Source organism: Noviherbaspirillum sp. (assembly GCF_035654295.1).
Lineage (GTDB): Bacteria > Pseudomonadota > Gammaproteobacteria > Burkholderiales > Burkholderiaceae_D > Noviherbaspirillum.
Genome location: NZ_DASRXF010000215.1, coordinates 1 through 21,114 on the forward strand (window position 1 = coordinate 1; position 21,114 = coordinate 21,114).

The 21,114-nt window shown below is 65.3% G+C and carries 21 protein-coding genes and 3 riboswitches; of the genes, 4 read left to right on the top strand and 17 right to left on the bottom strand.

The genetic code is table 11. From position 1 onward, the window contains the following. From VFF99_RS20075 to cobT, 13 genes are all read right to left on the bottom strand, one after another. On the bottom strand, positions 1–1,403 hold a 1,403-nt coding region (locus VFF99_RS20075), incomplete at its 3' end, for a cobyric acid synthase (protein WP_325020699.1). Beyond that, entirely contained in the window at positions 1,400–2,194 is a 795-nt protein-coding gene (locus tag VFF99_RS20080; RefSeq protein ID WP_325020700.1) for an ABC transporter substrate-binding protein, read from the bottom strand. The genes VFF99_RS20075 and VFF99_RS20080, both read right to left, overlap by 4 nt. Beyond that, positions 2,191–3,075 carry a cobalamin-binding protein gene (locus VFF99_RS20085; protein WP_325020701.1) on the bottom strand — a complete coding sequence of 295 codons (885 nt, stop codon included), beginning with the start codon at positions 3,073–3,075 and terminating at the stop codon, positions 2,191–2,193. Before VFF99_RS20085 ends, VFF99_RS20080 begins: the two co-directional genes overlap by 4 nt. Next, entirely contained in the window at positions 3,072–4,073 is a 1,002-nt protein-coding gene (gene cobD / locus VFF99_RS20090) for a threonine-phosphate decarboxylase CobD (protein ID WP_325020702.1), read from the bottom strand. Before cobD ends, VFF99_RS20085 begins: the two co-directional genes overlap by 4 nt. Beyond that, on the bottom strand, positions 4,066–5,013 hold the full coding sequence (gene cbiB / locus VFF99_RS20095) for an adenosylcobinamide-phosphate synthase CbiB (protein WP_325020703.1): 948 nt from the start codon (positions 5,011–5,013) through the stop codon (positions 4,066–4,068). The genes cobD and cbiB overlap by 8 nt, the downstream gene beginning before the upstream one ends. Continuing rightward, positions 5,007–5,564, bottom strand: coding sequence for a bifunctional adenosylcobinamide kinase/adenosylcobinamide-phosphate guanylyltransferase (gene cobU, locus VFF99_RS20100; protein ID WP_325020704.1), 558 nt, complete (start codon positions 5,562–5,564; stop codon positions 5,007–5,009). The genes cbiB and cobU overlap by 7 nt, the downstream gene beginning before the upstream one ends. Before the next feature lie 4 nt (positions 5,565–5,568). Next, positions 5,569–6,174 (bottom strand): cob(I)yrinic acid a,c-diamide adenosyltransferase, encoded by a 606-nt coding sequence (gene cobO / locus VFF99_RS20105; protein WP_325020705.1) that lies wholly within the window; start codon positions 6,172–6,174, stop codon positions 5,569–5,571. After that, positions 6,167–6,952: an ABC transporter ATP-binding protein gene (locus VFF99_RS20110; protein ID WP_325020706.1), complete on the bottom strand. Its 786-nt coding sequence runs from the start codon at positions 6,950–6,952 to the stop codon at positions 6,167–6,169. The genes cobO and VFF99_RS20110 overlap by 8 nt, the downstream gene beginning before the upstream one ends. A gap of 3 nt (positions 6,953–6,955) precedes the next feature. Then, complete coding sequence (locus VFF99_RS20115; protein WP_325020707.1) at positions 6,956–7,975, bottom strand: iron ABC transporter permease; 1,020 nt, start codon at positions 7,973–7,975, stop codon at positions 6,956–6,958. A 46-nt stretch (positions 7,976–8,021) separates the two neighbouring features. Further along, positions 8,022–9,890 carry a TonB-dependent receptor domain-containing protein gene (locus VFF99_RS20120; protein WP_325020708.1) on the bottom strand — a complete coding sequence of 623 codons (1,869 nt, stop codon included), beginning with the start codon at positions 9,888–9,890 and terminating at the stop codon, positions 8,022–8,024. A 129-nt stretch (positions 9,891–10,019) separates the two neighbouring features. Continuing rightward, positions 10,020–10,262, bottom strand: a riboswitch (cobalamin riboswitch). 45 nt (positions 10,263–10,307) lie between these two features. Beyond that, positions 10,308–10,862, bottom strand: a complete 555-nt coding sequence (locus VFF99_RS20125; RefSeq protein ID WP_325020709.1) for a histidine phosphatase family protein — start codon at positions 10,860–10,862, stop codon at positions 10,308–10,310. Further along, entirely contained in the window at positions 10,862–11,644 is a 783-nt protein-coding gene (locus VFF99_RS20130; protein ID WP_325020710.1) for an adenosylcobinamide-GDP ribazoletransferase, read from the bottom strand. Before VFF99_RS20130 ends, VFF99_RS20125 begins: the two co-directional genes overlap by 1 nt. 4 nt (positions 11,645–11,648) lie before the next feature. Continuing rightward, complete coding sequence (gene cobT, locus VFF99_RS20135; protein ID WP_325020711.1) at positions 11,649–12,683, bottom strand: nicotinate-nucleotide--dimethylbenzimidazole phosphoribosyltransferase; 1,035 nt, start codon at positions 12,681–12,683, stop codon at positions 11,649–11,651. An 86-nt stretch (positions 12,684–12,769) separates the two neighbouring features. Beyond that, a riboswitch (cobalamin riboswitch) is annotated at positions 12,770–12,989 on the bottom strand. A 111-nt stretch (positions 12,990–13,100) separates the two neighbouring features. Between cobT and VFF99_RS20140 the strand changes: the two genes are divergently transcribed. From VFF99_RS20140 to VFF99_RS20150, 3 genes are all read left to right on the top strand, one after another. Next, the gene (locus tag VFF99_RS20140) at positions 13,101–13,961 is read left to right on the top strand and encodes an alpha/beta hydrolase (protein WP_325020712.1); all 861 of its coding nucleotides are present in this window, start codon (positions 13,101–13,103) and stop codon (positions 13,959–13,961) included. Positions 13,962–14,125: 164 nt separating this feature from the next. After that, on the top strand, positions 14,126–14,881 hold the full coding sequence (locus tag VFF99_RS20145; RefSeq protein WP_325020713.1) for a protein phosphatase CheZ: 756 nt from the start codon (positions 14,126–14,128) through the stop codon (positions 14,879–14,881). Next, positions 14,881–16,707, top strand: a complete 1,827-nt coding sequence (locus VFF99_RS20150) for a chemotaxis protein CheA (RefSeq protein WP_325020714.1) — start codon at positions 14,881–14,883, stop codon at positions 16,705–16,707. The genes VFF99_RS20145 and VFF99_RS20150 overlap by 1 nt, the downstream gene beginning before the upstream one ends. 68 nt (positions 16,708–16,775) lie before the next feature. Here VFF99_RS20150 and VFF99_RS20155 read toward each other — a convergent pair whose 3' ends face one another. Both VFF99_RS20155 and VFF99_RS20160 read right to left on the bottom strand, forming a co-directional pair. Beyond that, a complete protein-coding gene (locus VFF99_RS20155; RefSeq protein WP_325020715.1) occupies positions 16,776–17,339 on the bottom strand; it encodes a VOC family protein in 564 nt (187 codons plus the stop codon). Between the two features lie 20 nt (positions 17,340–17,359). Then, complete coding sequence (locus VFF99_RS20160) at positions 17,360–18,358, bottom strand: fumarylacetoacetate hydrolase family protein (RefSeq protein ID WP_325020716.1); 999 nt, start codon at positions 18,356–18,358, stop codon at positions 17,360–17,362. Between the two features lie 93 nt (positions 18,359–18,451). Between VFF99_RS20160 and VFF99_RS20165 the strand changes: the two genes are divergently transcribed. Beyond that, entirely contained in the window at positions 18,452–19,303 is an 852-nt protein-coding gene (locus VFF99_RS20165; protein ID WP_325020717.1) for an IclR family transcriptional regulator, read from the top strand. Here the strand turns inward: VFF99_RS20165 and VFF99_RS20170 are convergent. Both VFF99_RS20170 and VFF99_RS20175 read right to left on the bottom strand, forming a co-directional pair. After that, entirely contained in the window at positions 19,300–19,869 is a 570-nt protein-coding gene (locus VFF99_RS20170) for a TMEM165/GDT1 family protein (protein WP_325020718.1), read from the bottom strand. The two genes, VFF99_RS20165 and VFF99_RS20170, sit on opposite strands and share 4 nt — an antisense overlap. 4 nt (positions 19,870–19,873) lie before the next feature. Beyond that, positions 19,874–20,049, bottom strand: a riboswitch (yybP-ykoY riboswitch). A gap of 42 nt (positions 20,050–20,091) precedes the next feature. Further along, positions 20,092–21,033, bottom strand: coding sequence for a CysB family HTH-type transcriptional regulator (locus VFF99_RS20175; protein ID WP_325020719.1), 942 nt, complete (start codon positions 21,031–21,033; stop codon positions 20,092–20,094). Between the last annotated feature and the right edge of the window lie 81 nt (positions 21,034–21,114).

Consider the following 21,114-nt stretch of genomic DNA (forward strand, 5'->3'; position numbering starts at 1 on the left):
GCGTCGGCGATCCGGTCCAGGCTTTGCTCCCGCAGGCGGGCGAGGTCGACCGCTTCCACCTCGTCCATGCCCGCCCATTGCAGCAGCGCCGCCAGCGCACCCGGCGCGTCGAACACGCCGTGCAGGTAGGTCCCCAGCACCTGGCCGTCGGCGGAACGCGCGCCCTCGGCGCGTCCTCCGACGTAAAACGCAGGCAGTTCGGTTGCCGGGCCGCGCGATAGCCCCATGTGGATTTCGTAGCCCCTGACCTCGCCCTCGGCGAAGGCGCAGCGTCCTTCGACCTGCGCGAGGGTTTTCTCCCTTGCCAGTTCGGTGTCGATGTCCAGCAGACCAAGCGCTTCGGAGCTTCCCGGTGCGCCCTCGACCCCGCAGGGATCGGACACCGACCGCCCGAGCATCTGGTAGCCGCCGCATATCCCGATCAGCTTGCCGCCGTAGCGCAAGTGCTTTTGCAGGGCCTGCGGCCAGCCGTTCTCGCGCAGAAAGGCGAGGTCGGCGCGGGTATTCTTGCTGCCCGGGAGGATGATGAGGTCGGCCGGTGGAATGGCCTGCCCCGGGCCGATGAAACGCAAGTCCACGCCCGGCTGCGCCCGCAAGGCGTCGAAATCGGTGTGATTGCTGATGCGCGGCAGGACCGGCACCACGATGCGGAAAGCGCCCTTCTCCACCTGCGCCGGCTGGATCGCATCCTCGGCATCGAGGAACAGGCCGTGCAGGTAAGGAAGCACGGCCAGCACCGGCTTGCCAGTCTGCTGCTCCAGCCACTCCAGGCCCGGCTGCAGCAGGCTGATGTCGCCGCGGAAGCGGTTGATGACGAAGCCGGCGATGCGTGCCCGCTCGCTCTCGGACAGGCAGGCGAGCGTGCCGACGATGTGGGCAAAGACGCCGCCGCGATCGATGTCGGCCACCAGGATCACCGGGCAATCCACCGCTTCGGCAAAGCCCATGTTGGCGATGTCGCGTTCGCGCAGGTTGATCTCGGCGGGGCTGCCGGCGCCTTCCACGAGCACCGTATCGAAGCGCCCGGCCAGCCGGCGGTAGGATTCCAGCACCGCCTGCATCGCCACCGTCTTGTACTGGTGGTAGTCGCGCGCGTTCATGTCGGCCCGCACCTTGCCGTGGATGATGACCTGGGCGCCGGTGTCGCTGGAGGGTTTAAGCAACACCGGGTTCATGTCGGTATGCGGCGCCAGACCGGCCGCCGCGGCCTGCAATGCCTGCGCGCGGCCGATCTCGCCGCCGTCGCTGGTCACCGCACTGTTGAGCGCCATGTTCTGCGGCTTGAAGGGTACGACCTTGATGCCTTCGCGCGCCAGCAGCCGGCACAGCGCGGCGACGACGGTGCTCTTGCCGGCGTCCGAGGTCGTGCCTTGCACCATGAGCGTTGCGTAGGGAAAGTTCATGCGCGGCGCTCCTGCCATTGGCGCACGAGCGCGGCGATCTGCGGCAACCCCTCCGTGATCGCACTCGGCCCCGGCGACAGGATGTCGGCCGATTTGACTTCCGCGACCAGGCCGTCCCTCAGTGCGGGAATGGCATCCCAGCCGGCGCGCGCGGCCAGGGATTCGGGGCGGAATTTCTTGCCACACCAGGAGCCGATGATGATTTCCGGCGCGCGGCGCACGACTTCCTGCGGGTCGGCGATGATGCGTGCGCTGGCGCCCGCTTGCGCGGCAAGCTCGGGGAAGATATCCTCGCCGCCCGCGATGGCGATGAGCTCCGACACCCAGCCGATGCCGCTGATCAGCGGATCGTTCCATTCCTCGAAGTAGATTTTCGGGCAGACATGCCACTGCGCGGCCTCCGCCCGCACCGCGTCGATCTGCGCTTGCAGTGTGCCGGCCAGCGCGCGGCCCGCCTCCTGCTTGCCGGTCAGCGCGGCAAGCACCTCGATCATGCGGAAGATGCCCGCGATGTCGCGCTGGTTGAACAGATGCACTTCCACGCCCGCGGCCGCAAGCTCGCTGCAAATGCCCGCCTGCATATCGGAGAAGCCGATCACGAGGTCGGGCTGCACGGCGAGGATGCGTTCGATGCGCGACGACGAAAATCCGCTGACCTTCGGCTTTTCGGCGCGTGCGCGCGCCGGCCGGGTGGTGAAGCCGGAGATACCGGCGATCAAGTCTTCTGCCCCAAGGGCATACAGCGTTTCCACGGCCTCGGTGCTGAGGCAGGCGATGCGGCGGTAAGTCACTGGCGATCTCCCCTGCGGCTTCTTGCTTCCTCGAGTTTTTCGCACAATTGCGTCGCCCCGGCAAGAATGCGCGGGCCGGAGCGGTTGACCAGGTCGGCATCGAGCGCGAACAGGTTGCCGCGGCGGACGGCGAGCATGGAAGGATACTGCTTCCAGATCTCGACGCCGCTCACCGCCTGGTCGCGCCGGTCGCCGCTCACGATCGCCTCCGGGTTTTCCTGCAGCACCGCTTCAGGGCTCAGGCTGGGCGCCACGAGCGGCAGTTTCGCGAAGATATTCTCGCCGCCGCACACGCGGATCGCGTCGCTGATGATGTGGCGCTCGTTCAGGGTGTACAGCGGCTTGTCCCACACCTGGTAGAACACCCGCACGGGCGGGCGCTGCCTGTAGCGGACGACGAGTTCCTCAAGCTGCGTACGAAGCCGGCCCGCCGTCTGTTGCGCGGCCTGCGTCGTTCCCATCAGTTGCCCCAGCTTGACGATGGCCTCGGGTATGTCTTCCAGCTTGTGCGGCTCGCTGTAGTAGAGCGGAATGCCGAGCCGGCGCAGCTGCGCCATCTGGCGCGAGGAGGCGTTGTGCCGCCATGCCACGAGCAGGTCGGGCTTGAGCGCGAGCAGTCGCTCGATGTCGACAAGGCGGTTGTCGCCGACGCGCGGGATGCTGCGCGCGGCGGGCGGGTAGTCGCTGAAATTGACGGCGCCGACAACGCGGTCCCCGCCGCCGGCGGCGAACAGCATTTCGGTGACATGCGGCGCAAGCGAAACGACGCGGCGTGCCGGTTGCTGCAGGGTGACGGTGGCACCGTCGTCGTCGGTCACGCTGATGGCGGCCCGTGCAGGCAGGATGGCCGCGCAGCACATGGCAAGGAAGACGCGTTTCATCGCACCGCCCTTTCCACTGGCCGCCACGCATCGAGCGCTTCCTGCAGGCGCAGCCAGCCCGGTTCGTCCGCGGGAAGGCCGACGCGGATGCCGCGTCCCTTGTCCGCAAACAGGCGCACCCAGATGCCGTGCGCTGCCATATGCGCGTGGAAGGCTTCCGCACGTTGCTCGGGCCACCAGCGGTAGAGCGCGGTGCCCGAGGCATGGATGCCGGCATCGGCCAACAGGCTTTGCAGCCGCGCGCCGTCCTCCTGCAACTGCCGCCTCGCCGCCTCCTGCCATGCGTGGTCAGTCAGGGCAGCGTGCCCGATAAGCTGCGCGGCAGCGCTCACTGACCACGGCCCGAGCCAGTCCGCGATGCGAGACAGCGTCGGCTGTTCCGCCGCGACAAAACCCAGGCGCACACCGGCGAGCCCGAAAAACTTGCCGATCGAACGCAGCACGATCAATCCGGGGCGGCCTGCGCAATGCGCGACGCTGAGGCTGGACACGACATCGCCGAAGGCTTCGTCCACCACCAGCCATCCCCCGCGCGATGCGAGGCGCTCGGCCCAGGTGAGCAAGAGCTCCGGCGCCACGCTTGCGCCGGTGGGATTGTTGGGATTGCAGATCACCATGACATCGGCCTCGTCGACGCTGTTCCCGAGCGAGGCATACGGCAGCTCCCTCACTGCATGGCCGCCCTGCCGCCAGCAATGCGCGTGTTCGGCATACGAAGGCGCCGACACCACGACACGCGAACGCGGGCGCACGCGCGGCAGCGCCTGGATAGCCGCCTGCGTGCCCGCCACGGCGAGCATGTGCGGCGCGCCGTAATACGCCTCCGCCGCCGCCGTCAGCGTCGGGTCCTCTTCCGGAAGGCGGTGCCAGATCTGCGCCTGCAGCGCCGGGGCCGGATAAGGCTTAGGGTTGAGGCCGGTCGACAAGTCCAGCCATTCGGCCACCGGACGGCCGTAACGCGCGGCCGCTTCGCGCAGGTTGCCGCCGTGCTCAAGCATGGGCCATCCTTTCTATGAAGATTGCGCAGACGGACACGACGGCCAGCCACCCGACGCAGGTGCGCGCCACCAGTGCCCAGGCGCGGTCGATATCCGCCGCGCCCGCCTGGCTGCCCGCGCCCAGCGGCGGGCGCTGTTCGTGCACGCCATCGTATTCGGCGGCACCCCCGAGGGCCAGGCGCAGCGCACCGGCGCCGGCCGACATGACCGGGCCGGCATTGGGACTGCTCCACGCCGCCGCCTGCGTTCGCCAGCATCGCATCGCGCTGCGCGTATCGCCGAGCAGCGCGTAAGACAGCGCGGTGAGACGCGCCGGAATCCAGTTCAGGACATCGTCACTGCGCGCGGCCATCCAGCCGAAGGCGTGGAAACGCGCATTGCGGTAACCCCACATTGCATCCAACGTATTGGCGAGGCGGAACAGCAGCGCGCCCGGCCCGCCGGCGACGGCAAACCAGAACAGCGTGCCGAAGATGGCGTCGTTACCATTCTCGAGAAGCGATTCGACCGCCGCCTTGGCCAGTTCCGGCTCGCCCGAATGGCGGGTGTCGCGCGTGACGATGCGGGAAGTGAGCGCGCGCGCCTGCTCCACATTCCCGCTCCGCAACGCCCGCGCGATCGGCAGCATGTGGTCGCGCAGGCTGCGCAGGCCGATGCAGAAATACAGCAGCACGGTGTGGATCGCGAGGCCGGCGAACGGGTGCCATGCGGAGGCCAGCGCAATCATCCACGCGGAGAAGCCCACGAGAGGAAGCACGGCAAGCATCCAGGCCAACACTCCTGCCAGCCTGCGCGCCCTGCCCCGGTTCAAGCGCCGTTCGATGGCATTTGCCATCCTGCCGAAACCGACCAGCGGATGCCACTTGCGCGGCTCGCCCAGCATCCAGTCAAGCGCAACGCCGGCAGCCATCAGCAGCGCAAGCGCGAGTCCGCTCAGCATGCCTTTTCCTTGAGCACGAGCGGCAGGCCGGCGGCCACCCAGACCGCACGCTCGCAGCGCGCGGCCATGTCCTGGTTCAGCCGGCCTGCTTCATCGACGAACCAGCGCGACACTGCTCCCTGCGGCACGATGCCCATGCCGACTTCATTGGACACGATGACGATGTCGCCACGCACCGTATCGAGCGCGGCAAGAAATGCTTCGCGTTCCTCTGTGAAACGCACGGGCGGAACGATAGTACCGACCTCGGGATATTCCCTGTTCTCGCTGAACAACAGGTTCGACAGCCAGACGGTGAGGCAGTCGACAAGCACGACATTACCCGGCGCCGACCAAGTGCGCAGCGCAGCGCCGAGGGCGAGCGGCTCTTCGGCCGTAGTCCACGCCGCATCCCGCCGTACGCGGTGATGCGCAATGCGCGCCTGCATTTCTGTATCGCCGGCCTGCGCGGTGGCAAGGTAGACCACCGGCTTGCCGCTCTGCGCAGCCAGGTTTTCCGCATAGCGGCTCTTGCCGGAACGCGCGCCGCCGAATACGAAGCTGCGTGTCATGGAATCACCACTCGACGCCCGGCTGGGCGGCAATGCCCGCGGCAAAGGCATGCTTGAGCGGCTGCATCTCCGTCACGGTATCGGCCGCGGCGATGAGTTCCGGCGGCGCCGCGCGGCCGGTGACCACCACATGCTGCATCGGCGGCCGCGAGCGCAGGTCTTCGATCACGCGATTGACCTCGAGATAGCGGTATTTGAGCGCGATATTCAGTTCATCGAGCACGACAAAACCGACGCTCGGGTCGCTCAGGAATTCCTTCGCCCGCGCCCACGCGCGTTCGGCACAGGCGATGTCGCGCTCGCGGTCCTGCGTCTCCCAGGTATAGCCCTCACCCATCGCGTGGAAGCTCACCTCGCCAGGGAAGCGTTGCAGAAACAATTCCTCGCCGGTGGATTGCGCGCCCTTGATGAACTGGACCACGCCGACTTTCATCCCATGCCCCAGCGCGCGAATGGCCATGCCGAAGGCGCTGGAACTCTTGCCCTTGCCGTTGCCCGTGTTGACCAGCAGGACGCCGGTGTTGCGCTTCGCCGCCTCGATCTTGCGGTCGACCACTTCCTTCTTGCGCTGCATGCGCGCGCGGTGGCGCTCGTTGATGTCTTCAGTCATTGCTTTTCTCCTCTCCCTCTTCCGCTGGGATGAATATGGTGCGCCTGCCATGTTGCACGGCTTCGATCGGATAGCCGAGGCAACGGCTGAGCAGCGGCGCCGTCATGACTTCCGCTGACGGGCCGGCCAGCCACTCGCCGTCCCCCATCAGCAGCAGCGCGTGCGAGGCAACGCTGTGGGAAAGATTGAGGTCGTGGCTGACGAGTACGACGGCCTTGCCTTCCGCGCGGCACAGGCGCGCCAGCAGTTCCATCACGCCGACCTGGTGCGCCAGGTCGAGCGCGCTGGCGGGTTCGTCGAGCAGGAGCAATGGCGTCTCCTGCGACAGCACGGCGGCAATCGCGACGCGCTGGCGTTCGCCCCCGGAGAGCGTGCGTACGTCGCGTTCGGCGAGGTGGCCGGCATCCAGCGCGCGCATGGCGGCATGCGCAATCCGGTAATCCGTTTCGGCATCCCAGTAACGGTCATCCTGGTAGGGATGGCGCGCGGCCAGCACGGTGTCGATGGCGCGGTAGCCGAAGGCATCGTTCCTTCCCTGCGGCAGATAGGCGCGCTCCCTCGCCAGCGCCAGCAGCTGCCACTCGGACAACACGCGTCCGCCCAGCAGCACGCTGCCGCTGTCCGGCGCGCGCAGGCCGGCAATCGTGCGCAGCAAGGTGCTCTTGCCCGCGCCGTTGCGGCCGATCACGCACCAGCACTGGCCGGCTTCCACCGTCCAGTCCAGTCCGGCAACGAGTTCCCTGCCGCCGATGCGCAATCCCAGCTTGAGCGTCTGCATGGCTTATTTCCTGTGGATCTGGTGCAACTGGAGAAGGAATACCGGCACCCCGATCAGCGCCGTGATGACACCGACCGGCAATTGCTGGGGCGCGATCACGGTGCGCGCCAGCGTATCGGCAAGCACCAGGAAGGTGCCGCCGGCCAGTGTGGCGGCGGGCAGCAGCAGGCGGTGGTCGGGCCCCCATGCAAAGCGGCAGGCATGCGGCACGATCAGGCCGACGAAACCGATGCTGCCAGCCGTGCTCACCGCGCTCGCGGTCAGCAGCGCGGAAAACAGGAACAGACCCTGGCGCAGGCGGTTGACGCGGATGCCGAGCGTGGCGGCGGCTTCCGCATGCAGGGCCATCACATTGATCGCGCGCGCCACGCGCACCGCGAACACCAGCGCAATGAGCCAGACCGTCCACGGCAGCCAGCGCGCCTGCGTTGCCGACAGGTCGCCGATCAGCCAGAACACCATGCCGCGCAGGCGGTTGTCCGGCGCGATCGAGAGCATCAGGGTGACCAGCGCGCCGCAGCCGGAGGCGATGATGACGCCGGTGAGCAGCAGCATCGGTGCGTTGCTGTCGCCCGCGCTGCCCCGCAGGTCGCGCCAGGCGAGAAGGAAAAGCAGGAAAGAGACGGCCATGGCGCCGCCGAACGCGGCGATGTCCACCAGCCACGCCGCAGAGAAAAAGAGCATCGCCGACAGCGCGCCCACGGCGGCGCCGCCGGACACGCCCAGCACATAGGGATCGGCCAGCGGATTGCGCAGCAAGGCTTGCATCATCACGCCGGCCAGCGCAAGGGTGGCGCCGGTCACGAAGGCCGACAGCGCGCGCCCGAGGCGCAGCTCCAGCAGCGTTGCGGCCAGCGAGGACGAGTCACCCCGTAGCTGCTCGCCCAGCGCTGCAAACAATTCCGGGATGGACAGGGACACCGAGCCGATGCCGCAGGCAAACAGGATGCTGCAAAAGGCGGCCGCGACCAGCACCGTCAGGATGCTGACGGCGCGGCGGCGCTCATGGAAAGCTGGCAGCATGATGGCCTCGCTGTGCACGGTGTCCCTTCCTTTCTTACTTCATCGCTTACTTCATCGCATAGCGCACGCCGACGAAGACGTTGGAACCCGCCGTGTTATAGAGGCGGGCCAGCTCGTACTCCTTGTCCAGCACGTTGTTCCAGCGGCCAAACAGCGACCAGTCCTTCGACAGGTCGTAGCTGGCGTGCAGGTTCAGGAGGCCGTAGCCGCCGAGACGGTTGCGGTTGTTGGCGTCGTCGAAGCGTGCGCTGGAGAAAACGAGCTCGCCGCCCGTCGTCAGGTCGCCGGCCTTGTAGTCGAGGGCAAGCGTGCCGTGTTTCTTCGCGCGCCGTGCAAGCTGGCGTCCGGTGGTTTCATCCTGCGGGTCCTGCAGGTCGAGCGAGCCGCGCAAGGTGAACTGGCCGAAGGTGGTGCTGGCGCCCAACGAGAGGCCGGTCAGCAGTGCTTCATTCACGTTGTAGGTGCAGCCGAAGGGAAACGCGGCGGGCGTGACGGGGCACACCGGCGTCGTCACCAGCAGGTCGGTCAGGCGATTGCGGTAGTACACGGCACTGTACTGGCTTGTCCCGTCTTCGTAGTACACGCCGATTTCCGCGTTCCTGCCTTTTTCCGGGCGCAGCGTGGGAATGCCGAAGTTCGGGAAGTACAGCTCGTTGAACGTGGGCGCACGGAAGCTCGTGCCTGCGCTCGCGTTCACGCGCAATGCGCTGGTCAGGCGGTAACCATAGGAAACGCTGCCCGTAGTGCGCGAACCGAACTGCGAGTTGTCGTCGCCACGCAGGCTCAGTGCGCCGAGATGCGCGCCGCGCCGCATCTGGTAGGCGAGTGCGACGGACTTGGTCGTGCGGTCGCGCACCAGCGCAGGCTCGGTCGAATCGACATCTTCCTTCCTGTGCTCGAGGATCGCCTGCAGAACGTCCGTACCCAGCGTGAAGTTGTTTTGCCAGCTGATGGTGGTCTGGTCGGTGTCGAACTCCGAGCGGCCGAAGGATGCATTGTTCCTGCTGTGGTCCGTCGACTGCGAGAGCTGGACATGACTGTTCCAGTTCGGAAGGATGCGGTTCTTCGCATAGAGGCTGTAAGCGGCGACGCGGGTGCGCGTCCGGTCGTCCATGGTCGGACCGGAATCGAACTGGCTCTTCAGCTCGCTGTGCAGGAATGTCGCGCCGAGCTCGTGGCCCTTGGCAAGCTGGTATGCGAGCTGGCCGCTGGCGCTGGAGTTGCGGTAACCGTCGTCATCCGCATTGAAGGAGAAATTGCCGGGCTTGGTGGCGGAGAAGCCGTCGGAACGCTCATGCCCTGCGCGGAATGCGTAGCGAAGGCCCTCGCTGGAGCCGGACACGCCGGCCTCGGCGTTGCGCGTGCCATAGGTGCCCGCGCCGGCGGAGGCCGTCAATGCGGGTGCGCCATCGCCCTGCTTGGTGAAGATCTGGATCACGCCACCCATCGCGTCCGCGCCGTACATGGTGCTGAGCGGGCCGTAGACGATTTCCACGCGGTCGATCTGCGACAGCGGAATCGCGTTCCAGCTTGCGCCGCCGCTAGTGGAAGAGCCGACGCGCACGCCGTCGACCAGCACGATGTTCTGCTTGTTGTCGGTGCCGCGGATGTAGACGGAAGACTGCGTGCCGGGGCCGCCGTTGCGCGCGATCTCGATGCCGCGCTGGCGCTGCAGCACGTCGGCGAGCGAGGTGCCGCCGGAGCGGGCGATGTCCTCGGCAGTGATGACGACGTTATCGGCCAGCACTTCCTTGGCGATCTGGGGCGAGCGCGTCGCGGTAACGACGACGGAATCGAGTTTCTTGTCCTGCGCGTAGGCAGATGCAGAAAACGCTGCAGACGCAGTGGAAGCGGCGACAGCGATCGCAAGCGGCTTGGCTGCTGCTTGCACGCGCAGTAAAACGGGTGATGTCATGACGAATATCCAGAGAAAGACAACCAGCCCGCTTCCCCGCAGGCTGGATGAAAAGAAGTACCGGACAAGTCGATGACGCTCGGGAAACGGGGCGCGTGCCCCATTTTCGTTGCGAAGGTCCCCGTCCGCATACTTCCACCTGCTCTGGCCGGTATCCGGGCTGACAAGGCGAGGCGGCCGACCTTCCCATGCAGAACGCACAGTGGCTTTGAAGGACCGCTTGTCAATGGGGAATGCGCTGTTCGTGCATTCCGGATGACGCTTGCTTACCGTTGCGGGGGCAGCACACGTTAGCTTGAGGACAAGCACCGTGTTTCCCGTTTAACTGCGCGCATGAACATGCGCGCGGGCACCAGAACCCGCCTATTTTAAGGCTTGCAATACAGGCCGACAACAAAAAACGGCTTTGTTATCCGTTTAGCAATCGACCGCGATTGCTGCGCCATAGGCGATCGGATTGGGCGTGCGCGCGGCAGCGGCGACCATTTCTTCCGGCGTCATGCGCTGCACGGCGGCGAGCAGCAGGCGAATGGTTCCGGCATGGGCGACCACCACGACATCCTCCGTTTTCTCCGCCGTCAGTTCCTCGTGGAAGGACAGGACGCGCCGCGCCACGTCCAGCAGGCACTCGCCTCCGCCTGGGCGGTAGTTCGACAGCGCCCCGGCCCAGGCATCGACCTCGGCGCGCGGAATGGTTTCCCAGGCCTGCATTTCCCAGGCGCCGAAATCCATTTCCATGAGGCGTGGATCGAACACGACATCGCCGCACCGGAGTCCTTCGGCCAGTTCAACGGCAAGCGAACGGCATCGCTTCATCGGACTGGAAAAAATCCTTGCGCCCGCAGGCAGTGCCTGCAGCAGTTGCGGCAGCACTTCTCGCTGATGGTCTTCGTCCGCGGCAAGGTCGGTACTGCCATAACATGTCCCCTGCGCGACGACGGGCCGTGCGTGCCTGACGAGGTACAAGCGCATCAGCGCACCGCGAAGGCGAGTACGCCGAGATAGAAGGCTGCTTCGCTCAGTTGCTGCACCGCGCCCAGGCAGTCGCCGGTGTAGCCGCCGATGCGCCGCACGCATTTGCGGGCCAGCCAGCCTGCTGCGATGACGGCAGCGACGATGCCGGCAGCGAGCGCGACGGCGCTCACTGCGCCCGACACGGCGACTGCGGCAAGCACAGCCAGCACCGATGCCGCGGCGATCGCAAACTCCGCCGCCGACATCCGCTGCGCCAGCGGTTTGGATTTCCCCTCCTGCTTCACATAATCGAGTTTCCAGATCAGCGCCGTCGCCGCCAGGCGCGACAAGGGATGCGCAAGCAGCAGCGATGCAATCGCCGCCGGTGCGGGCAGGCCGGACAAGGCCGCACATTTCACGGCAAGCAGCAGGCCGATACCGATGGCCCCATACGCACCGATGCGCGAATCGGTCATGATCTCCAGCACGCGTTGTTTGTCGACGCCGCCGCCGAGCCCGTCGCAGGTGTCGGCAAAACCATCCTCGTGGAATGCGCCCGTCAGGTAGATGCCGGCGGCAGTCGACAACAAGACTGCAACGGCACCGGGCCACACCATCTGCGCCGCAGCGTATGCCGCAGACGCGACCGCGCCCACCACGATGCCCACGGCGGGAAAGTAGCGCGCAGACTGGTGCAGCCATGCCGCGTCGAAGCCGACCCAGCGCGGAATGGGCAGCCGCGTGAAGAATTGCAGCGCGATGAAGAACAGGCGCAGCTGGTGGATGGCGCGTGGCTGCATGTCCTTACTTGTCCGCGGTGCTGACCTGCGCGGAGGCAAACGTCGCCATCTCGCGCAGGAAGTTGACCGACGCATGCAACAGCGGCAGTGCAAGCGCGCACCCGCTGCCTTCGCCGAGCCGCAGTCCGAGCTGCAGCACAGGCCGCCCGCCCAGGTGTTCCAGCATATGCCGGTGGCCGCGTTCGTTGGAGCAATGCGAGAACACGCAGTAGTCGAGGATCGCCGGCTGCAGGCGGGCGGCGACGAGCAAGGCGCTGGTGACGATGAAGCCGTCGATCAGCAGCACCATGCGCCGTTCGGCCGCGCCGAGCATCGCGCCGGCCATCATTGCGATCTCGAATCCGCCGAAGGTGGCGAGCACGTCCAGCGGCGATGTGACCTCCTTGTGCCGCGCCACCGCCTGCTCGATCACCTGGCGCTTGTGGGCGATGCCCTCGCCGGAAAGCCCCGCGCCTGCACCGACACACTCGGAAACGGGAATACCGGTCAGCTTGTGCATCAGCGCCGCGGCGGCGCTGGTATTGCCGATGCCCATTTCGCCGAAACCGACCACATTGCCCTGCAGCGTCGCTGCGAGTGCGAGGCCATGGCGCAGTGCCGCCATGCACTCATCCTCGCTCATCGCGGGCTCGACGGCGAAGTTGCGCGTGCCGTATCCCACCTTGCGGTCGATCAGGCCGTCGCGGAAGCCGAAGTCGTGGTTCACCCCCGCATCGATCACATGCAAGGCGCAGCCGTTCTGGCGCGCGAAGACATTGATCGCCGCGCCCTGCGCCATGAAGTTTTCGACCATCTGCCAGGTCACGCTCTGCGGGAAGGGCGACACGTTTTCGGCGGTCACGCCATGGTCGCCGGCGAAAACCAGGATGGCCGGACGGTCGATGCGCGGCTCGGTGCTTTTCTGGATCAGGCCGATCTGCATGGCCAGTGTTTCCAGCATGCCGAGGCTGCCCAGGGGCTTGGTCTTGTTGTTGATGGCGGCATCGAGGGCGGCAGAAAGCGCAGCGTCGGCCGTGTTCCGGATATGAGGAATATGCATGTGTGTGCCACGCGCGGCGTGGAGATAAGGATTGACCGGGGCCGCGGCAAACCCCGTCCGCGGTGACGCCGTCCTCCGCCTGCAAGCAGGCGAGGACCATTCCGGCCGGTATCCGGGCTCACAAGGCGGACCGATGTGCCTTCCCATGCGTGCGCACAGTGGCGTAGAACAATCGGCCGTCGCCGGCGGCGACGCTTGCTTACCGTTGCGGGGGCAGCACACGTTAGCCTGCATGGCAGGCCCCGTGTTTCCCGTTTAACCGCGCGCATGGACATGCGCGCGAGCACCAGAACGCGGGAAGTGTATGCCCGCCGCAGCGGCGGCGTCAATTCGCCATTGCTGTTCCCTCGCTGTTCCCTCAATCGCCGCCTGCAAGTAAACTGTGCGCCTTCTTTTCCTCAGCACATGCTTCCCGCCATGAAAAACAAGGCCGAATACTACAGCCAGCAATACAACGCCCGCGCGATGATCCCCGACCATCCCTATATCTTTACCCGCTGGCTCAAGGATTCCGCCCAGGCGCGGCGCACGCAGGCGGCCCTGTTCGACCTGGCCTATGGCGAGGCCAGCGGCGAGCGCCTGGATTTCTTCCCTACCCACCGCAGCGACGCGCCGCTGCTGGTCTTCATCCACGGCGGCTGGTGGCGCTCTCTGGACAAGTCGGACTTTTCCTTCATCGCGCCCGCCTACACGCGTGCCGGTTTCAATGTCGCGCTGACCAACTACACGCTGGCGCCCGAAGCCTCGATCGCCGAAATCGTCCTGCAGCAGCTGCGCGCCCTCGCCTGGCTGTACCGCAATGCCGAGAAGTACGACTTCGATCCCGGCCGCATCGTCGTCGCCGGCCATTCCGCCGGCGCCCACCTCGCGGCGATGACGATGGCCGCGGTATGGCCGGCGTTCGGCGCAGACCTTCCCGCCGACCTGGTCAAAGGCGGAATTCTCCTGTCGGGCGTCTACGACCTGGAGCCGGTACGCCATGCCGACTTCGTCAACATCGACCTCAAGCTGCGGGAAGAAGACATCGCCGTCTTGTCGCCCTGCCGTATGCCGCAGTCGCACCCGGCGCCATTCGTGACAGCCTTCGGCGGCCTTGAGTCCGAGGAGTTCCGCCGCCAGACCGGGCTGATGGTCGACGCCTGGAAGGCGAGCCATGTTGCCGATATTGCACTGCCTGAGGCCAATCACCTGACCATCTGCGATGCGTTCGGCACGATCGGCCACCCGCTGCACGCTGCCGCCGTCAAGCTGATCCAGGAAGTGACAGCAACTCCTTAGCAACACCATGGCAAGCCGCACTTTGCCGAGGCAGCCCATGGCATTATGATGTTCAAAGTTGCGCGCAAGAAAATCGTGACTGATAATCGAGCCGATAGCCGCACACAGCCGATTTGCGCGACCTGTAAGACAAAAGCCGACACCACACATAGGAAAGCATCACCATGACCGACGCAGCAGACGACGATCTCGAAGCACTGTTTGAAGAAGTGGCCGCCCAACGCGTCGAAACGGTCGCCGCCCCTGCAGCTTCTGCGGAAGCCGAAGCCGCTGCAGAACCGGTGGATGGTGAAGCAGCCGCCGAAGCCGAGGACCAGTCGGCCAAGCCCATGTATGAACGGCTGGGCGGCATCGTCCGCATGCTGCACGATTCCCTGCGCGAGCTCGGTTACGACCGCTCGCTCTCGGACGTGGCAAGCCAGATCAGCGACGCCCAGGGCCGCCTGAATCACGTGGCCTCGCTCACGGAACAGGCTGCCAACAAGGTGCTCAACGCGGTCGATACCTGCATGCCGGAACAGGAAACCCTCGGCAAGAAGGCGCAGGACATGGAAAACCGCTGGGCCCAGCTGTTCGACGGCAAGCTCAGCATCGACGAATTCAAGGCGCTGGCGGGCGATTCGAAACAGTTCGCCGCCGTCGTGATGGAAGCGACCGAAGCCGAAAAGGCGCGCCTGCTGGAGATCATGATGGCCCAGGACTTCCAGGACATCACCGGCCAGCTGATCAAGAAGATCGTCAACATCACCAATCGCGTCGAGAACGAACTGGCGCAACTGCTGCGCGATAACGCGCCGCCGGAAGTCAAGGCAGCCATCGCCGAACACAAGCCGGTCGATTTGATGCAGGGACCGTCCGAACCGGGCACCGCCATGGCGCAGGACGACGTGGACAGCTTGCTTGCCGATCTGGGGTTCTGATGGATGACATGCTCAAGGAATTCGTCGTCGAGGCGCTGGACCTGGCGACGAACGTGGAAGAGCACCTGCTCTCGCTCGAGCGGCGGCCGGACGACAGCGACAGCCTGAACGCGCTGTTCCGCTCCTTCCATACGATCAAGGGTGGCGCCGGCTTCATGAACCTGCCGGCCATCGTCTCTGCCTGCCACCTGACCGAAAACCTCTTCGACGCGCTGCGCACGGGCAAGGTGCCCGTTACCCCGGCCGCGATCGAAGCCGGCCTGCAGGCCAGCGGCTTCGTCGGCGACCAGCTCAAACAGCTGGCCAACGGCGCCTCGCCCGACAGCCTGCCGGCCATGCCGCCCTCGCTCGAAGCGCTGGTGGCGCAAGCAATCGAAGGCGGCACTGCTCCCGCCCCCGCTGCGCCCGCCACGGTGGAGGCCGCCGCGGCAGCCGAGCCCGCCGTCGCTGTGAGCACCGTGGGTGCCGGCGGATTGGACTGGGAGGCGCTTTACCGCGCCGTCGTGCCGGCCGGCACCCTGCCCGCTGCCCCCGCTGCCGCACCTGCTGCCGCAGCGCCTGTTGCAGCCCCCGCCAACGTCACGCCGATCGTCAAGCCGGCAGCCGACGAGGCGGCACGCCCGGTCGTCGCGCAAGTCAAGGAAGACACCATCCGCATCGACGCGGTCAAGCTCGATGCGCTGCTGGAAGTGGCCGGCGAATCCGTCCAGGCCGCCAACCAGGCCGCCGTGCTCCTCGAGAAGCTCTCGCAGTTCAAGTTCGAAGGACAGGCCGCTGCCCTGATGTCGACCCTGCAGGAAACCCTGAGCCGCGCCTCGCGCTATTCCACCGAGCTGCAACGCGCGACGCTCTCGACCCGCATGCAACCGGTAGGCCGCCTGTTCCAGAAGTTCCCGCGCCTGGTGCGCGAACTGGCGCGCGACCTCGGCAAGGATGTCGACCTCGTCATCGAAGGCGCGGAAACCGAAGTGGACCGCGTGGTGGTGGACAGCCTGTACGACCCGCTGGTGCACATGCTGCGCAATTCCCTGGACCACGGCATCGAAACGCCCGAGGAGCGCGCGACCACCGACAAGCCGGCCAAGTCCACCATCCTGCTCAAGGCATGGCAGGAAGGCAGCAGCGTCATGATCCAGGTTTCCGACGACGGCAAGGGCATGGACCCGAACAAGCTGCGCACCAAGGCCATCGCCAAGGGACTGATCAATGAAAACGCCGCGCAGAGCAAGGAAGAAGCGCTGCAACTGATTTTCCTGCCCGGCTTCTCGACCAAGGAAGTGGCGTCCAGCGTATCCGGCCGCGGTGTCGGGATGGACGTGGTGAAGACCGCCGTCGAAAAGCATCGCGGCGCGATTCGCATCGAGTCCGACATGGGCAAGGGCACCGTCTTCACCATCCGCCTGCCGATCGAGCTGTCGATCGTGCCGACGATGCTGGTGCGCACCGCCGGCGCGGCGCTGGCACTGCCGATGGCAGTGGTGGAACGCGTGGTGGAATTGCCGGAAGAGTTTGAATCCGTCGGCGGCTCGCCGGTGCTGCGCGACCAGGGCCGTCCGCTCGCGGTGCTTTCGTTGGGCGGCATCCTCGGCTACGAGCCGACGCGGGAAAAGGTCGGCATCGTGATTGCGGCTGCACAGCCGTACATCGTTGCGGTGGAAGCCGTTGACGGTACCGCCGACCTCGTGATCAAGCCGCTGACCGCCCTTTCCGTCCCCGGCGTCAACGGCACCGCGCGCTCCGCCGAGGGCGAGCTGGTGCTGGTGATCAGCCTTGCCTTCCTGCTGGACGGCTGCAAGACGACGACCGCCTCGCGTCTCGCCGCCTGAAAAAAATCCCGGACGGTTTCCCGTCCGGGATGCATTTCTTTCCCCTGTTTATTGCTTCGAAGTCCTGGTCACTTCTTCGCCAGGCGTTCGTTTTTTTCCCTCGTCCATTCATCCAGCTTTTCGCGAATGCCGGCCTGCTCCGCCGCCATCTGCGTTTCGGAAGCAAGTTGCGCACAGAGTTCGAGCCGGATGCCGTTGGGGTCGAAGAAATAGATGGAGTGGAAGACGCGGTGGTCAGTCACGCCCAGCACCTCGATACCGTTCGCTTCCAGGCGCGCCTTCATCGCTTCGAGTTGCTCGATCGTGTCCACGCGCAGCGCGATGTGGTTGACCCAGGCCGGCGTGTTGGGCGATGCATCGGGCGCGACATTGTCGCCGAGGTCGAAGAAGGCCATGCAGGAACCGTCCGTCATGCGGAAGAAGATGTGCACGTAGGGGCAGTATTCGCCGGTCGAGGGCACGATGTCCTTGCGGATGTAGTGGAACAGCGGCAGGCCGAGGATGTCCTCGTAGAAATGCCGGGTCTCTTCGGCGTCGCGGCATCGGTAGGCGAAATGGTGCAGGCCGTGGATAGGCACGGCTGCGGGAATGCCGGCAGCCTGTCCGACGGCGGTAGCGGCAAGTGTGCTCATGGCAGCTCCTCGTGTAGTGATCAGCGCGCTTTTGGCGGCGTGTATTGCGCGACCTTCTGGTTGATCGCACCGAAAATCGATTTGCCGTTGGCGTCCAGCATCTCGATCTTGATCGTGTCGCCGAACTTCATGAACGGCGTTTTCGCTTCGCCGTGCGCGATCATTTCCAGCGCGCGTTTTTCGGCGATGCAGGTATAGCCCTTGGCGGAATCCTTGTTGGACACCGTGCCCGAGCCGATGATCGATCCGGCGCGCGCACCGCGCGTCTTCGCCAGGTGCGCGATCAACTTCGGAAAGCTGAACACCATGTCCGCCCCGGCATTCGGCTGTCCGACCAGCGCGCCGTTCCATGTGGCGCGCAGCGGCAGGTGCACCTTGCCGTCCTGCCATGCGGTATCGAGCTCGTCGGGCGTCACGGCGACGGGGGAAAAACTGGATGCCGGCTTGGACTGGAAGAAGCCGAAGCCCTTGGCCAGTTCGGCCGGGATCAGGTTGCGCAGGGAGACGTCGTTGACCAGCATCAGCAGCTTGATGTGCGAGCCCGCCTGTTCGGCGGTCGTGCCCATCGGCACATCGTCGGTGATCACCGCCACCTCGCCCTCGAAGTCGATGCCCCATTCTTCCGAAGCCAGCAGGATGTCGTCGGTCGGACCGATGAATTCGTCGGAACCGCCCTGGTACATCAGCGGATCGTGCCAGAAGGATTCCGGCATCTCGGCATTGCGCGCCTTGCGCACCAGCTCGACGTGGTTCACGTAAGCCGAGCCGTCCGCCCACTGGTAAGCGCGGGGCAGCGGCGACATGCAGCGCTCCGGGTTGAAATCGAAGCTGCGCTGCGCCTTGCCAGCGTTGAGCTGTTCGTACAGCGCCTGCAGTTGCGGCGCGATGAAGCTCCAGTCGTCGAGTGCGCGCTGCATGGTCGGCGCGATGCCGTCGGCGATGTGGGCGGTCTTCAGGTCGCGCGATACGACGGCCAGCTGGCCGTCACGGGTTCCATCCTTGAGGGTGGCGAGTTTCATCCGGGGGTCCTTGTGGTGAAGAAAAGGGCTTTTGCGATTGCCGGAAATTACGTATTATTAAATCAATTCACCATATCGTAATCCCAAGCCGGAATGAAATCAACTGCCGACAGCCCGCCGAATGACTCGCGTCAAGGTATCCAGTCCGTGGAAGTGGCCGGCCCGCTGCTGGTCGCGCTGGCCCGCGCCTCGGGGCCGCAGACGCTTTCCGCCCTCGCCCGGAGCGCCGGCATGCCGGCGGCCAAGGCCCACCGCTATCTGGTCAGCCTGATCCGCGTGGGACTGGTGGAACAGGATGCCGCGAACGGCTTGTACGACCTGGGAGGACTGGCGCTGGAACTGGGATTGGTGTCGCTGGGGCGGCTGGATGCCGTCAAGCTCGCGGACGAGACCCTGGCGGGTCTGCGCGAAGCCACCGGGGAAACGGTGGCGTTGGCGACATGGGGCAATTTCGGGCCGACCTATATCCGGCTGCTGCAATCGAAGCGGCCGGTCACGGTCAACCTGCAGATCGGCAGCGTGATGCCGATGACTTACACCGCCAGCGGACTGTGCTTCGCGGCATTCCTGCCGGCGAGCGAAACCGGCGAACTGCTCCAGCACGAGCTGGCGCAGAACCGCGGCGAAAAGCTGGATGCGCCGCAATCGATGCGCGAGCTGGAACCCTTGCTGGACGACACGCGCCGCCACGGAATGGCGCGCATGATCGGGCACCTGGAGCCGTCAGCAGCACGGGCGCCGGCGAGGACGCGCACCGCAGAACGCCTGCTCGCCGGGTTCAACGCCTTCTCGGCGCCGGTGTTCGATCACGAGGGCCGCATGCGCTTTGCATTGACGGTCGTGGGGTCGGCGGCGCATGTCGATGAGGACTGGAATGGTCAGATCGCGGCTCAGACCAAGGCGCACGCGGAACAGCTGTCGCGGCGCCTCGGATTCCGTACTTAGAACAAGCTGCCCACGTTGAGCAGCGTAAGCACGCCCAGCACCGCGAAGATGACGGCGGCAATCGCATGCACCAGCCGCATCGACACCATCTCGATGATCTTGTTGCCCAGCAGGACGGCCGGCACGTTGGCGATCATCATGCCCAGCGTAGTGCCGGTCACGACCGCGTAGAAGGCGGAGTATTTCGCCGCCAGCGCAATCGTCGCCACCTGCGTCTTGTCGCCCATCTCGGCGAGGAAGAAGGCCACGATGGTGGTCGCAAGGACGCCGAAGCGCTGCGGCTTGGCGTCCAGATCATCGATCTTGTCGGGGATCAGGGTCCACACCGCCATGGCGAGGAAGGACAGGCCCAGCACCCAGCGAAGCACGTCCCTGCCGAAGAAATCGGTGAGCCAGCCGCCGACCGCACCGGCGAACGCATGGTTCAGCAAGGTGGCGACGAGGATGCCGAGGATGATGGGAATTGGCCGGCGGAATTTCGCAGCAAGGAGAAGGGATAGCAGCTGCGTCTTGTCGCCCATTTCAGCCAGGGAGACGATGCCGGTCGATAAAAGGAAAGCTTCCATGAATGCTCCAGGGCCGGATGAATACCGATGACCATGCGCGCCCTCCGGCCCAAGCAGAGGCAGCATGGTCAAAGGTCTCGCCAAACCTGGAGTCGCTTGCGCCATGACCCATAAGGTCAAGTCTGTTGACGCAAGCCCCTCTCGCAAATCGGAGGGAGGCTACTCCCCAATGACGGCGGGCATTTTACCCGAATATCGTAGTGCAATGGAGAAATTTGCGGCTCAGAGCTCGTAACTGTCTTTCTCGCCGCTCATCACCTGTTCGATCAGCTTGCGGTTGAGCGTGGGCGTGAGCAGTTCGATGAAACTGTATACATAGCTGCGCAGGTAGGCGCCCTGTTTCAGGGCAACGCGCGATACGTTCGTGCCGAACAGATGGCCCACCTGGATGGCTTCCAGCCCCTTGTCCCGTTCCGGGTCGAAGGCCAGGCCGGCGATAATGCCGACGCCCATGCCGAGCTCCACGTAAGTCTTGATCACATCGGCATCGATCGCCTCCAGCAGGATGTCCGGTTTCAGGTCGCGGATCTGGAAGGCGTGATCGATTTTTGCACGGCCGGCAAATGCAGCGTCGTACGTGATCAGCGGATAGCTCGCGATTTCCTCCAGTGTCACCGTCCTGGACTTGAGCAAGGGATGTTCGTGCGGCACCACGACCACGTGCTCCCACTGATAGCAGGGCAGGGAAATCAGCCCATCCGCACTGGCGATCGCCTCGGTCGCGATGGCAAGGTCGGCCTGGTCTTTCAGCACCATCTCGGCGATCTGGCGCGGATTTCCTTGCAACAGGGACAACTTCACCTTCGGGTATTTCTGGGTGAATGCCTGCACCACCTTGGGCAGGGTGTAGCGGGCCTGGGTGTGCGTGGTGGCAATCGTGAAACTGCCGGTGTCCTGGGCCGCGAACTCCTTGCCGATGCGCTTCAGCCCGTCGATCTCCTGCATGATCAGCTCGACCGAGCGCAACACCGCCCTGCCCGGCTCGGTCAGCCCGCGGATGCGCTTGCCGTGGCGGGTGAAAATATCCACCCCCAGTTCCTCTTCCAGTTCGATGATCGCCTTGGACACGCCCGGCTGTGAGGTATACAAGGCCTTCGCCGCCTCGGTGAGGTTGAAATTCTGCCGTACGGCTTCCCGGACAAAGCGGAGTTGATGGAGGTTCATCGTTTCCCTTTTGAAAAAACCATGCCTACTTTTCCGTGTTTATATATGCCGATTGAGCATATAAGCAAATAAATTCTAAGT